This is a genomic window from Microbispora sp. CA-102843, assembly GCF_050936215.1.
Lineage (GTDB): Bacteria > Actinomycetota > Actinomycetes > Streptosporangiales > Streptosporangiaceae > Microbispora.
In genome coordinates, this window is the sequence record NZ_JBNJNF010000001.1 from 2417201 (window position 1) to 2429959 (window position 12759).

A 12759-nucleotide genomic window follows, 5' to 3' on the forward strand; every position below is an offset into this window, starting at 1 on the left:
GATGGCCGTCCTGTTGTCGCCGTGGGAGGCAGCGGCACGGCAGCTCGAACCCCAGCGGCGCCGCTGGGCCAGCCCCGGCGAGCTCGCCCGCGACCTGGACCCGACCACCGTCCAGACCCCGGCGCTGGACCTGATCGACGCCGCGCTCGTCGACGTCGCCGAGGGCCGCTGCGACCGGCTGATGATCAGCCTCCCCCCGCAGGAGGGCAAGAGCGTACGCATCTCGCGGCGCTTCCCCGAGTGGCTGCTCAACAGCCGCCCCGACCTGCGGCTCGCGATTGTCTCCTACGCCCACGCCGTTGCCCGCCGCCACGGCCGCGCGATCCGGGACGACATCACCAACCACGGCCACCTGCTCAACCTGGCCATCAACCCCAGCACTTCAGCCCAGCACGAATGGGAAATCCTGGGCCGCCAGGGCGGCGTGTACTGCGTCGGCATCCGCGGCTCCCTGACCTCCCGCCCCGTGGATGGGCTGATCTTCGATGACCCGTACAAGGATGGCGAGCAGGCTGACTCCGACGCCTGGCGGGAGACCGTACGGGATTTCTGGACCGAGGTCGCCATCCCGCGACTCGGGCCTGGGGCGTTCGTCGTCATCGTCCAAACGAGGTGGCGGGTCGACGACCTGTCGGGGTGGCTGCAGGAGGAGGACGTCACCGGCCGGTGGCGGGTCATCAACATCCCCGCTCAGGCCGATCATGACCCGAACAAGGGCGAGGTGGATCTGCTCGGCCGTGAGCCGGGCGAGTACCTCATCTCGGCGCGCGGCCGCACCGTCGAGGAGTGGGAGACCAAGAAGCTCGAAGTCGGCTCCCGCACCTGGAACGCCCTCTACCAGGGCCGTCCCTCCCCGGCCGAGGGCGGCATCTTCAAGCGGGAGTGGTGGCGCGAGTACACCGAGCCCCGCTGGGTGACCCGGGCGGACGGCTCGCACCTGGTGATCGGCGCGGATGAGGTCGTCTGCTCCTGGGACATGGCCTTCAAGAACACCGACGCCTCCGACTTCGTCGTCGGCCAGGTCTGGGCGCGCTTCGGACTGCAGGCGTACCTGCTGGACCAGGTGCGCGGGCGCATGTCGTTCGTGGAGACCCGCAAGGCGGTCAAGGAGCTCGCGGCGAAGTGGCCGCAGGCGACCGCCAAGTACGTGGAGGACAAGGCGAACGGCACCGCCGTCATCAACAGCTTGGCGAAGTCGGTGTCCGGGCTGATCCCGGTCGAGCCGGAGGGCGGGAAGGTGGCGCGGGCCTCGGCCGTGGCCCCGTTCGTGGAGGCCGGCCAAGTCTGGCTGCCCGCCCCGTCGCTGGCGCCGTGGGTCGGCGCCTACCGCGAGGAACACGCGAGCTTCCCCCGGGGCGGCCACGACGACCAGGTCGACGCCACCTCCCAGGCGTTGAACCGGCTGCTGCTCGCGCCGCTGCTCGCCGGGGACGTGCTCGTCGGTTCCGAGGACCTCGACGACGACTGGGACGACGACGGCATCTCGCCGTACTGAGGGGGTGGAGCGGGTGCGGATGATGGAGCGGCTGCAGGAGACGTGGTACCGGGCGACCGGCCGCGCCGAACTCGCCGAGCAACTTCATGCTGAGCGCGAGATCCGCAGCTTCCTCGAAGAGTCGATCGCCGACCTCGAGGCCCGGATGCAGGAGCCGGGCTACGTCCGGGCCACCGCTCGCGGCGAGCAGGAGTTCTCTCGCGAGGGCTTGAGGCAGATCACGGCCGTGTGCCGGCTGTACGCCCTGAAGAACCCGCTGATCAAACGTGGGCTCGGCCTGCGGCAGGCGTACGTGTGGGGCGCCGGGGTGGAGGTCACCGCCCGCGACCCGAAGGTCAACGACGTGATCGCCGCGTTCAACGACGCCAACGAGGCCACCCTCACCGGCGAGCAGGCGTGCGAGGAGCTGGAGCGCGCACTCGGCACCGACGGTAACGTGCTCATCGCCCTGTTCACATCCCCGCGGACGGGGCGGGTGCGGGTGCGGACGCTGCCGTGGGACGAGATCACCGAGGTCATCCGCAACCCCGACGACAACACCGAGGCGTGGTTCTACCGCCGCGACTGGTGGGAAGAGCGGATCGACCCCGTCTCCGGCGGCGTTATCCAGCGGCGGCGTACCGCGTACTACCCGGCGCTCGGCTACCGCCCCGCTCAGCGCCCCGCACGACTGATGCACCCGCGGTTCGGCGACACCGAGCCCGCGCCGGTGATGTGGGACGCACCGGTCTACCACGTCCGCGTCGGCGGGCACCTCCACTGGAAGTGGGGCGTCCCCGACTGCTACGCCGCGATCGACTGGTCCCGCGCCTACAAGAGCTTCTTGGAGGACTGGGCCCAATTAGTCAGGGCGTTGAGCCGGTTCGCGTGGCGGCTGACCGCCCCCGGCTCCCGGCAGGCGCAGGCCCGCGCGAAGCTCACCGCCGCGCCGTCGGTGGACCCGGTCACGGGGGAGGCCCGGCACGCCGGCGCCACCGCGATGATGCCCGCCGACGTCACGCTCGAAGCTGTTCCCAAGACTGGCGCCACGATCGACAGCGAATCGGGCCGCCCGGTCGCGGCGATGGTCGCCAGCGCGCTAGACCTGCCGGTGACGATGCTCCTCGGAGACCCCGGCGTCACCGGCGCGAGAGCCACCGCGGAAACCCTGGACACGCCAACCGAGCGCTCCATGGAGATGCGCCGCGCTGTCTGGACCCGCACCCGCAAGGCCATCTACCGGCACGTCATCACCGAGGCCGTGCGCGCCGTCGACGGTCCTCTCAAGGGCGACATCGAGGTGGACGAGGACGGCTGGGAGACCGTAACCCTGGCCGGCGGGATGGACGACACGATCGACATCTCTTGGCCGGACCTCGATGAGATCGACACCGAGACCCGGGTCAAGGCCATCACCATGGCCGACCAGACCACGTACCTGCCGGAACTCGTCGTCGCCCGGCTGCTGCTGGAGGCCCTCGGCGTCAAGGACGTCGACCAGATCCTCGACAAGCTGACCGGCCCCGACGGCGAGTACATGCCGCCCAGCACGGGCCAGCGGCAGGCCGCAGTGGGGCAGGCACTCGCGGACCGCGTACGCCGAGGTGAGGACCCTGCCCCGGTGCTCGCAGGGGAGCGTAGCGGCCCTGATCAGCAGACCCCGGCGAAGGAGCCGCAACCGTCATGAGCGAGATCCACGTCCGCCCCCTAGCAGTCATGGCGGAAGCCCAGTGGTCGTTCGAGTCGGTCAACCCGCAATGGCGGGCCCACTCCTACAGCATGACCTCCACCTTCGACCCGTTCCCCGCCTACGCACACGACGTCGGTCTCGTCGCGGCCGAGGCGGCGCGCGTGTCCGCGCTCTGCCCGCCGCTGTGGGACATCAACCTCTATGTCGCCGACCGTGAAGAGACTGGCCGGTCAAACGGGCACTCGAACGTCCACGAGGACGGGCACTACGAGGGCGACGACTGGGTGAAGGACCCGCCCATCGGGCTGATCGTCCTGTCCGGGAAGCGCATCCCGCCGCACCCCGCCATGACCCGGCACCTGGTGGCCCACGAGTACGGCCACCACGTGCAGTGGATGCTCAACCAGGTCGGCGGTGCTCGGCACCTGCACGACGACCACGGCCACATGACCGAGTACGCCGAACTGCGCGGCCTCCCCGAGGATGCCGTGCACCACGGCACCGGCGGCCGGTGGCACGACAGCGTGCGGGAAGTGTTTGCCTGCGACTTCCGCATCCTTGTCTGTGAGACCGAGCGGGAGTTCTGGCCGCACCCCGGCATCCCCCGCCCCGAGGACGTCCCGGGCCTGGTCGACTGGTGGGCCGACGCTGTGAAGCGGATCGAGGCGGCGGCTTCCGCCCAGAGCTGACCGTGGCGATTACCCAGGAGACTCTCCAGCTCGTCGCCGCCGCCCGCCAGGCGGTCGACGACATTGCCGACAACGCCACCCGCACGCTGGCCGGCGCCTGGGTAACTGCGTGGGATCAGCTCGCCTTGGACCTGGTGCTTGCCCTCGACGAACTCGTTGCCACCACCGAGGGCGGGCAGTGGCCGACCCGGGCCCGGATCGAGCGCGCGGCGCGGCTCCAGCACGCCCTGGACGCCGTAGCCAAGGCGTTGGATGAGCTAACCCAGGCGGTGCGGTCTCAGGCCACCACAGCCGCCCACAGCGCCGCGCAGAGCGGCGCGAGCACCCAGGCGGGCATCATCGCCTCGCAGCTGCCCCCGACCGGGAGTCGCGCGGTCGTCCTGTCGCAGCTGACCCGGTGGTCGGAGCGGGACCTGGCGGCGATCGTGGCCCGCACCACGCAGCAGATCACCGCCCTGACCCGCCCTCTCACCGCCGAGGCCACCGCCGCGATGCGGCGCGAGCTCGTTCGTGGTGTCGCTGTCGGCTCGCACCCGCACGAGGCCGCCCGGCGCATGCTCCAGCGCCTGGAGGGCGAGTTCAACGGCGGCCTGGTGAGGGCCATCAACATCGCCCGTACCGAGATGCTCGACGCGCACCGGCAGGCCGCGCAGATGGCGCAGGCCGCCAACGCTGAGGTCCTCAACGGGTGGGTGTGGTCAGCCAGCCTGACGCGGAACTCGTGCGCGGCGTGTTGGGCGATGCACGGCACCGAGCACCCAGCGTCAGAGCCGGGCCCGCAGGGTCACCAGCAGTGCCGGTGCAGCCGTACGCCGCTGGTGAAGCCGTGGCGGGAACTCGGCATCAACATCCCGGAGCCGCCCAGTGCCATCCCGGACGCCGAGCAGACGTTCCGCGCGATGCCGCGGGAGGACCAGCTACGGGTGATGGGGCCCGGCCGCCTGGCCGCCTACGAGCGGGGCGACGTCGCCTGGGCCGATCTGGCGACGCGGCGGGAGAACCCGGGCTGGCGTCCTTCGTTCGTGCCGACCCCGGTCGGCCAGCTCACCTGAAATTAGAGAGGGGTACGGCTATGCCGCCCAGCAGAAGGTCCGACGAGGACAAGGCCGCCACGAAGAGCGCCCGCGCCAACGAGCGCAACGACGAGCAGAAGGCGGCCGAGCGGCCCGCGATGGCGCCCGAGGCGGCCCTCGGCATCGAGCCCGGCCCGGCCGACGGGGCGTACACCGACGCCGCCGCCGGCCTCGCCGCGGCCGCGCGCGAGACCGCCGACAACATCGGCAAGCAGCTGCGCGACCTGCAGGAGAAGTACGACGGCGTGCAGCAGACCGCACCCAGCATCTCGGAGGCCACCGTGTCGGCCGGGGTGCAGCGGATCCCGATGGCGATCGGCGAGGTCGAGCGAGCGCTGGAGGGCCTGCGGATGGCCGGTGCGGAGCTGGCGTCCCGCGCCGTCCGCTGAGACCCCAGGAGGCCACCATGGCGACCGCCGTGGACGAGACGAACCCGCCCGGTGGCGGCCGGGTCACGATCGAGGAGACCGCCACCCTCGCCGAGGCCGGGAAACTCACCGGGCGCAGGCGCAGGATCCAGCTCATCGACGCCGGATGGTCGGCGAACGGCCGGTACTACTCGCCGCAGGTCCTGGCCGAGGCCGCCGCCGCGAAGGTGTTCCCGGCGGGTACGCCGATGTACATCGACCACCCGTCGGCGAGCGAGCGGGTCGACCGGCCGGAGCGGTCAGTGAAGGACCTCGCCGCGCGCCTGGCCACCGACGCCCGGTTCGAGAACGGCGCGCTGGTCGCCGAGACCACGCTCTTCGGCCCCTGGCTGCCGGTCATCAACGAGATGGCCGACCACATCGGCCTGTCGATCCGTGCCGCCGGCCGCATGGAAGCGGGCGAAGCGGAGGGACGTCAGGGCCTGCTCGTCACCGAGATCAGCGAAGGCATCAGCGTCGACTTCGTCACGACCCCCGCGGCCGGCGGGAAGGTCTTGCAGTTGATCGAGTCCGTGCAGGCGGAGATGGCCGAGGCCAGGAACGTCGGCGCGTGGATCGAGTCCCGGCTGCACCTCGCGCTGACCCGTGAGGCCGACGACATGTACGGCAACGGCCGCGTCACCCGCGACGAGCGCAAGGCCCTGTCCAGCGCCGTGGGGGACGCGTTGGACGCCTTCGTGACCGCCCTGCAGAACACCGCCCCGGCCCTGTACGAGCGGGACCTGTGGGACGACCCCCCGATCGCCGCCGACATGGCGGAGAGCACGACCCCGCCGGCCCCGCCGGCACAGCCCATCCAGGAAGGAGCCCCCATGTCTGGGAGCACCGGCACGGGCGCGCCGAACGGCGGCCCCACCGAAATCAGCGAGGCCGACCGGCTGCGCGCCGAGAACACCAGGCTCAAGGAGGAGCTCGCCGAGGCGAAGCTCACCGCCGCCCAGCTCGGCGACAACGCCCGCGAGCTGGAGGAGACGAAGAAGTCGCTGGAGGAGTCCCGGCGCGAGGTGCTGCGACTCAAGGCCAACGACGCCGCCCGCGACAAGGCCCTGCAGACGCTGGCGTCGTCCACGCTGCCGCAGGTCGCGCACGCCGAGGTCGTCGAGGCCGTCACCGGCGACAACGTCCCCCTGAACGACGAGGGCGCGCTGGACGAGGCCAAGCTGACCGAGCGGATCCGCGCGGCGATCGAGAAGGAGCGCCGCTACCTGGCGAAGTTCGCCGAGTCGCAGGGCCTGGGTAGCGTTCGCGGGCTCGGCTCGTCCGGCGACCCGAACGAGATGACCGAGTCCGACCTCAACGCGGGCCTCAAGGACGTGTTCACCCGCCTCGGCATGTCCGAGGGCGTGGCGGACCTGGCAGCGAAGGGACGCTGACATGGCCAAGAACGAAGTGTTCGAGCACGCCGACCGGCTGCAGGTCGCCTGCAGCGACCCGGCCGTCCCGGTCTCCGGCGACCCGGTGCTGTACGGGCAGCGTCCGGGCGTGTGCGAGGTGTCCGAGGGCTCCGATGGCCTGTCCTCGGTGAAGTTCTCCGGCGCGTTCACCCTGCCCGTGAAGGGCGTGGACGGCGGCGGCAACTCGGCCGTGGCGGAGGGCGACATCCTCTACTACGTCGCCGCGGACACGCCGAAGCTGTCGAAGAAGAACACCGGCGTCCGGTTCGGCTACGCCATGGGCACCGTCGGCTCCGGCGCCACCGCCAACATCACCGTCATCCTCGGCTACTGAGGGAGCAACCACCTATGACCACGACCACCGCTCCCAGCCCGCTGGAAGCCCTCGGTGACCTGGGGAAGTGGGACGCCTCCGAGGCGTCCGAAGCGAAGATCTACGCGGGGGACGGTGTCAACCTGTCCGGCCGGTGGCGCTCCCACCGGGCCCGCCGCGCGAACGACCCCGGCTACCGCAAGGCCCTGCTGGAGGCCGCGCACCTGTACGAGCGAGTCCTGCGAGGCGATCGCCTCGCCGGCCTGACCTTCCAGGAGGCCATGTCCACCAGCGACTTCTCCGCCCTGTTCGGGGACATCCTGGACCGGCAGATCCTGGCGCGCTACCAGTCGATGCCCGTGCAGTGGCCGACGTTCGCCAAGCGCGGCCGCGTCCGGGACTTCCGCCAGGTGAAGAGGTTCACCCTGGACGGGGCCGAGGCCACGCTCGCGCCGGTGCGGCAGCTCACCGAGTACCCCGCCGCGTCGCTGGCGGACGGCATGTACGCCTACCAGGTCGGTAAGTACGGCCGCCGGGTCGCGCTGTCCTGGGAAGACCTCATCAACGACGACCTCGACGCCTTCGCGTCGATCCCGGACCGGCTGGGCAACGCGGCCCGTCGCACGGAGGAGCGGTTCGCCACCGCCCTGTACGCCTCCACCTCCGGCCCGAACTCGACGTTCTTCAGCACGGGCAACAAGAACCTCCTCGCCGCGGGCGGTAGCTCGGCGCTGTCGATCACGTCGCTGCAGCAGGCGTACACCCTGCTCGCCTCCCAGGTGGACTCCGACGGCGCGCCGATCTACATCGAGTCCGCCGTGCTCGTGGTGCCGCCCGCCCTCAAGGTGACGGCGCAGAACATCCTCAACGCCACCGAGATCCGCGCCGCCAGCGGCGGCGGGTCGGGCACCGGCAACGACCAGCTGACGGTCGCGAACTGGATGCGCAACGACGTGCAGCTCGTCGTCAACCCGTGGCTGCCGATTGTCACTACCACCGGCACCGTGGGAAGCACCGCGTGGTACCTGTTCGCCAACCCCGCGGTGGGCCGCCCCGCCATGGAGATCGGCTTCCTCGTGGGTCATGAGATGCCCGAGCTGTGGATGAAGTCTCCGAACGCGGTCCGCGTCGGCGGCGGCACCGCGGCGCCCGAGGACGGCGACTTCGACTCCGACAGCGTCGAGTGGAAGATCCGTCACGTCCTCGGCGGCACGCTCATGGACCCCAAGTCGGCCGTGGCATCGCCGGGCCAGTGAGCCAGGAACTGCCCCCGCCGGGCACGGCCAGCGAGATGTTCCTCGCGGCGATCCTGGGCGAACTCAGGGCGATCCGGGACCGGCTCCCCGAGACCTCCACCGTGTCCGACACCCCGTCGCCGGGCGCGGTGGAGCTGACCGAACCCGCCGCACCGGTGGCCAGGAAGCCGGCGCCGCGGCGGCAGCAGGCGCGGTCCCGATCGAAGACGTAAGGGGGCGTGATGGTGACCGACTTCTACACCACCGACGTCGGCCAGGTCCGCCTCCTCATCCCCGACACCGACGAGGCCAACCAGCTGCTCGACGACGAGCAGATCCGCGGCTTCCTCGCGATGGAGGGCAGCGTCAAACGCGCGGCCGCGCAGGCGCTGGATGTCATTGCCTCCTCGGAGGCGCTGATCTCAAAGAAGATCCGCACGCAGGAGGGGCTGACCACCGACGGCCCGGCCGTGTCCAAGGAGCTGCGGGCCAGGGCGGCGGACCTGCGGGCGCAGGCCGACGCGGAGGGTGACGACGGCGGGCGCTTCGACGTCGTCGACTTCGCTGACCCGCACACGCGCCGACTCGGGGCGGAGCTCGCCGAAGGGTGGTGGTGACCATGCCGCTGCCGGGGACGAGGGTCATCCACCCGAAGTTCTCCGAGCATCACCGGCCGGTGGCCACCGGCTCGCAGAACGCGACGTGCCACATCACCCGGGCCGGCGGCGGGGGGACGACCGGCCCTGACGGCACGTGGACGCCCGACACGCCGCTCACGGTCTACACGGGGCCCGCCCGGGTGAGTCCCCGCCCAACCGACCAGCGGCGGGTCGTCTCCGGGGACCGGAGGGTCGTGCTGCGGGAGTACGTCGTCGCGATCCGCTGGGACGCCGAGCAGATCCAGGTGGACGACGTGGTGGTGATGGACACCGCCGACGACCCGCGCCTGCCTGGGATCGGTCTGCGCGTGGTTGACGTGCAGATGGGCGATCAGGAGTGGGAGCGGATCCTGGTGTGCGAGGAGAACATCAGCGAGGCGGGCAGTGATGGCTGAGCTGGACTTCGAGGGCATCGAGGTGATCAACCGTCTCGCGTTCGACCTCGGCCGGCTGGGTCTCACCTCCATCACGAAGGTGGCGAGGGTGGTGCGGTCGACGGGGGAGCGCACCGTCGCGGGGGCGCAGGCGATCGTCCCGGTCCGCACGGGCAACCTGAAGAACAGCATCGGCGTCGACTTCGACCCCGACGGGCTCGGGTTCGAGGCCGGGCCCACGGCGTCGTACGCCCCCTACGTCGAATGGGGGACCTCGCGGATGGCGCCCCGCGCCTTCCTGGGGCCGGCGTTCGACCGTGCCATCGCGGACGGCGTGGAGGCCCTCGAAGAAGTTCTCGGCAGGGACCTGCTATGACGGCCCCCGCTCCGGCACGCCCGCACACCGACGCCGCCGTTACCGCCATCCAGGCCGCCGCGACCGCCCAGTCTTCGCAGGTGCTCGTCGGCCGTGGGCAGCAGCCCGCAGGGTCGGGGTGGCAGGGCGAGCCTGGCAACTCCGACTTCATCCCATACGTCGTCGTCTACCCTTCGCCAGGCACCCCGGACGGGTCTGTGGCCGACCCCATGGAGTACCTGGACTATCGGGCGCAGGCGACCTGCGTGGCCGCCACACAGGAGGGCGCTGAGGCGGTCGCCGACCTCGTGAAAGCCGCCTGGGTCAACGCCCTGCTCGATGTAGCAGGCCGCTCCTCGTACCCCGGGGTGTCGCTGGTGGACCGCCAGGCGACCCGTGACGACACCACGTCCCCGCCGGTGCATTACGCCGTGCTCGAGGTGGGCTGGCGCACCCAGAGGGCCTGACCCTTCCCGTTCCCTTCCCGCGCCCAGCGCGGTTCATCACCCATGCCCGATCAGGGAGGTAACCCCATGGCCGACTACGCGCCGGACGCGGTCATCCATTCAGGGACCGCGCCCACCGTGCGCAACGCTGCCGCCGGCGACAAGCTCCTCGACCCCGGCGACGGCCGGATCCTGCGCGTCCTCAACGGCGGCGGCGCACCGGTCACGCTGACGATTCCCGTGGCCGGAACCATGAACTACGGCGTCGCCAAGCCCGCCAAGACGATCACGATCCCGAACGGGGTCACCCCGCGGTACGTGCCGGTCCTGGCCGATTATGGCGACCCCAACGACGGGTTCAAGGTCCCTCTGTCCTGGTCTGCCACCGCGTCCGTGACGTTCGAGTACATCCGGAGCTGAGCATGGCTGACGAGTTCGTGGACGCGCGTCGTAAGGACGACCACAGCGTGACGCAGCGCGTGGCGGTCAGCGCGCTGCCGTACTTCCCCGATTGGGAGCCCATCCCCACCGGGGACGAGAAGGACCCCGCCCAGACCTCCGAGGGCGACGACGCCAAGCGCGAGGCCGACGAGACCGGCGACTCGAAGCCCAAGACCACTAAGTCCACCAGCAAGGCGACCGACAGCAAGGGGCGTGAGTAATGGGCGACATCGTCGCAACCGGCAAGCTGAAGTTCACCGTCCTCCTGAGCCTCAGCTCCATGACCGCGCCGCCTGCGTCTGAGCTGAACGCCGGGGTGGACCTCCAGACGAAGATCATGCGTGGTGGGCTCGACGAGTCCCACACCCAGTCCCCGGTGGACAACACGCACATCTCCAGCCTGAAGGAGACTGAGAAGGGCGGCACATCCAAGGACGAGATCACCGTCACCTTCAAGCGGGATGACGTCACTGGGCAGGACATCGCATACAACACCCTGGTTCCCGGCCAGCAGGTCTATGTGGTGATCCGCCGCGACAAGCTTCACACCCAGGCGTACGCCGCCGGTGACGTCGTGTCGATCTACCCGATGGAATGCGGCGTCCGGCTGCCCCAGCCGAACACGATGAACGAGCCGCTGCAGTTCCAGATGAAGTTCTTCAACCACACCGAAGGCAAGGACGCGGTCACCGTCGTATGACGGGCTGGCAGGACCTCAAGGAGGGGACGGCCCGGCCCCTGGATAGTGTCCCGGTGTGCCTGCGCGGGGACCTGGCCGCCGCGTACGCCGAGCTGGACAGGCGCCTCGCCGAGGCCGTCCAGGCGCCGGACGACTCCATGGCGGCCGGCACGGAGGCCCTTCAGATCGCCGAGCAGATGACCGCGCTGCGGGAGCGGATGGAGGAGCACACCTACCGGTTCACCTTCCAGGCGCTCCCACGGCGGGCCTACCGGGACCTGGTGGACGAGCATCCGCCGAGGGAGAGCCACCCGGAGGACGCGGCATACGGGGTGAACATGGCCGTCTTCCCCGTGGAGCTGATCGCCGCCTCGTGCGTGGCCATCACCCCCGTCACCGAGCCCGAGCCGGACATCCGCCCGGACGCCGCGCCGGTGATGACGGCGGCCGACGTGGAGGACATGACCGACCAGCTCAGCGACGGCCAGGTGCACGCCATGTTCTCCTGCGCGTTCCGGCTGAACCGGTCGGGGGTGGACCTCCCAAAATCCGCGACCGCATCCGAGCTGGTGGCGACGCACGCGCCGAGATCGAAGCAGCCCGAGCCTGGGGCGTAAGCCGCCGCCGTTTCCTCGGCTGGGAACCACAGCAGGTCACCAGCTACGAGTACGACGAGGCGGGGCGGCTGATCCGGTCGGTCACCATGACCGAGCCCGAGTGGGACGACGAGCAGCGCGCGTGGGCCGTCGCGCTCCAGGACGTAGAGGAAGACACCTGCGACGGATGCGGGCAACCCCTGTCGGAGACCACTCGCGCGGAGGCGTTCGAGGGCTACGACGTGCCCGACCCCATGGCGTGCCAGGGCTGCAAGGCCCTGATCAACAAGCAGTCCGACGAAGAGTACGCCGAGTCGAAGTACTTGCCGGCGTTCCGGTTCGCCGTGGTACGCACCTGGCGAGATGAGGAGACCTGATGGACATCGCTGAGATCCTCGGGCAGATCCGGCGGCCCACCTCCACGGTGCCGCTGTGCCTGCGCGGCGACCTGATGGCCGTGTGGGAGCAGCTGGATCGCGAGTTCCGTGAGGCCAACACCAGCGTGGACGACGAGGTGACCGCCTCGGGCCGGTCCGCGAAGGCCGCGAAACTCGCTCGGGAGATGGAAGACCTCCGGCGGGAGATGCAGGCCGCCACGCGCGTGTTCGTGCTGCAGGCCGCACGGCGCCCCGACTGGCTCCGCATGGTCAAGGAGCACTCCCGCAACGAGGATGGCGACGACCTCAACCAGGAAAGTTTCAGCGTCGCGATCGTCGCCGCCTGCTGCACCGACCCCGTCATGACCCCGGCGCAGGCGGAGCAGCTCAAGGACGAGCTCACCGACGGGCAGTGGGAGGAGCTGGCCAAGGCCGTGATGCGGCTCAACCGCACCAGCCCTGGCGTCCCGTTCTCCACGGCCGCCGCCGTCGAGGCCGCCCTCGGAGCCTGACCCCCGTCTCTGCGCACGCCCGAG

The 12759-nt window shown here is 70.6% G+C and carries 19 protein-coding genes; all 19 read left to right on the forward strand.

The genetic code is table 11. The features are described 5' to 3' along the window. Nucleotide 1: 1 nt before the first annotated feature. The 19 genes from terL to ACQEVJ_RS11455 all read left to right on the forward strand — a co-directional run bounded on the left by terL (nt 2) and on the right by ACQEVJ_RS11455 (nt 12735). On the forward strand, nt 2-1495 hold the full coding sequence (gene terL / locus ACQEVJ_RS11365) for a phage terminase large subunit (RefSeq protein WP_433099936.1): 1494 nt from the start codon (nt 2-4) through the stop codon (nt 1493-1495). A gap of 19 nt (nt 1496-1514) precedes the next feature. Continuing rightward, on the forward strand, nt 1515-3161 hold the full coding sequence (locus tag ACQEVJ_RS11370; protein WP_433099938.1) for a hypothetical protein: 1647 nt from the start codon (nt 1515-1517) through the stop codon (nt 3159-3161). Next, complete coding sequence (locus tag ACQEVJ_RS11375; RefSeq protein ID WP_433099940.1) at nt 3158-3853, forward strand: hypothetical protein; 696 nt, start codon at nt 3158-3160, stop codon at nt 3851-3853. The genes ACQEVJ_RS11370 and ACQEVJ_RS11375 overlap by 4 nt, the downstream gene beginning before the upstream one ends. A gap of 2 nt (nt 3854-3855) precedes the next feature. Further along, nucleotides 3856-4905 (forward strand): phage minor head protein, encoded by a 1050-nt coding sequence (locus ACQEVJ_RS11380; protein WP_433099942.1) that lies wholly within the window; start codon nt 3856-3858, stop codon nt 4903-4905. Nucleotides 4906-4925: 20 nt separating this feature from the next. Beyond that, nucleotides 4926-5315: a hypothetical protein gene (locus ACQEVJ_RS11385; RefSeq protein ID WP_433099944.1), complete on the forward strand. Its 390-nt coding sequence runs from the start codon at nt 4926-4928 to the stop codon at nt 5313-5315. 17 nt (nt 5316-5332) lie between these two features. Beyond that, nucleotides 5333-6727: a hypothetical protein gene (locus ACQEVJ_RS11390; protein WP_433099946.1), complete on the forward strand. Its 1395-nt coding sequence runs from the start codon at nt 5333-5335 to the stop codon at nt 6725-6727. Nucleotide 6728: 1 nt separating this feature from the next. Further along, entirely contained in the window at nt 6729-7082 is a 354-nt protein-coding gene (locus ACQEVJ_RS11395) for a DUF2190 family protein (RefSeq protein ID WP_433099948.1), read from the forward strand. 14 nt (nt 7083-7096) lie between these two features. Further along, nucleotides 7097-8317 (forward strand): Mu-like prophage major head subunit gpT family protein, encoded by a 1221-nt coding sequence (locus ACQEVJ_RS11400; RefSeq protein ID WP_433099950.1) that lies wholly within the window; start codon nt 7097-7099, stop codon nt 8315-8317. Beyond that, the gene (locus tag ACQEVJ_RS11405) at nt 8314-8529 is read left to right on the forward strand and encodes a hypothetical protein (RefSeq protein WP_433099952.1); all 216 of its coding nucleotides are present in this window, start codon (nt 8314-8316) and stop codon (nt 8527-8529) included. Before ACQEVJ_RS11400 ends, ACQEVJ_RS11405 begins: the two co-directional genes overlap by 4 nt. A 9-nt stretch (nt 8530-8538) precedes the next feature. Next, nucleotides 8539-8913 (forward strand): hypothetical protein, encoded by a 375-nt coding sequence (locus ACQEVJ_RS11410; protein ID WP_433099954.1) that lies wholly within the window; start codon nt 8539-8541, stop codon nt 8911-8913. A 2-nt stretch (nt 8914-8915) separates the two neighbouring features. Continuing rightward, complete coding sequence (locus ACQEVJ_RS11415; RefSeq protein WP_433112660.1) at nt 8916-9350, forward strand: DUF6093 family protein; 435 nt, start codon at nt 8916-8918, stop codon at nt 9348-9350. After that, on the forward strand, nt 9343-9705 hold the full coding sequence (locus ACQEVJ_RS11420) for an HK97-gp10 family putative phage morphogenesis protein (protein WP_433099956.1): 363 nt from the start codon (nt 9343-9345) through the stop codon (nt 9703-9705). The genes ACQEVJ_RS11415 and ACQEVJ_RS11420 overlap by 8 nt, the downstream gene beginning before the upstream one ends. Further along, entirely contained in the window at nt 9702-10151 is a 450-nt protein-coding gene (locus ACQEVJ_RS11425; RefSeq protein ID WP_433099958.1) for a hypothetical protein, read from the forward strand. The genes ACQEVJ_RS11420 and ACQEVJ_RS11425 overlap by 4 nt, the downstream gene beginning before the upstream one ends. A gap of 66 nt (nt 10152-10217) precedes the next feature. Beyond that, nucleotides 10218-10550: a hypothetical protein gene (locus ACQEVJ_RS11430; protein ID WP_433099960.1), complete on the forward strand. Its 333-nt coding sequence runs from the start codon at nt 10218-10220 to the stop codon at nt 10548-10550. Nucleotides 10551-10552: 2 nt separating this feature from the next. Beyond that, on the forward strand, nt 10553-10792 hold the full coding sequence (locus ACQEVJ_RS11435; protein WP_433099962.1) for a hypothetical protein: 240 nt from the start codon (nt 10553-10555) through the stop codon (nt 10790-10792). After that, on the forward strand, nt 10792-11271 hold the full coding sequence (locus tag ACQEVJ_RS11440; protein ID WP_433099964.1) for a hypothetical protein: 480 nt from the start codon (nt 10792-10794) through the stop codon (nt 11269-11271). Before ACQEVJ_RS11435 ends, ACQEVJ_RS11440 begins: the two co-directional genes overlap by 1 nt. Then, nucleotides 11268-11867 carry a hypothetical protein gene (locus ACQEVJ_RS11445; RefSeq protein ID WP_433099966.1) on the forward strand — a complete coding sequence of 200 codons (600 nt, stop codon included), beginning with the start codon at nt 11268-11270 and terminating at the stop codon, nt 11865-11867. Before ACQEVJ_RS11440 ends, ACQEVJ_RS11445 begins: the two co-directional genes overlap by 4 nt. Nucleotides 11868-11953: 86 nt before the next feature. After that, nucleotides 11954-12223, forward strand: coding sequence for a hypothetical protein (locus ACQEVJ_RS11450; protein ID WP_433099968.1), 270 nt, complete (start codon nt 11954-11956; stop codon nt 12221-12223). Continuing rightward, nucleotides 12223-12735, forward strand: a complete 513-nt coding sequence (locus ACQEVJ_RS11455) for a hypothetical protein (protein ID WP_433099970.1) — start codon at nt 12223-12225, stop codon at nt 12733-12735. Before ACQEVJ_RS11450 ends, ACQEVJ_RS11455 begins: the two co-directional genes overlap by 1 nt. Nucleotides 12736-12759: the final 24 nt, after the last annotated feature.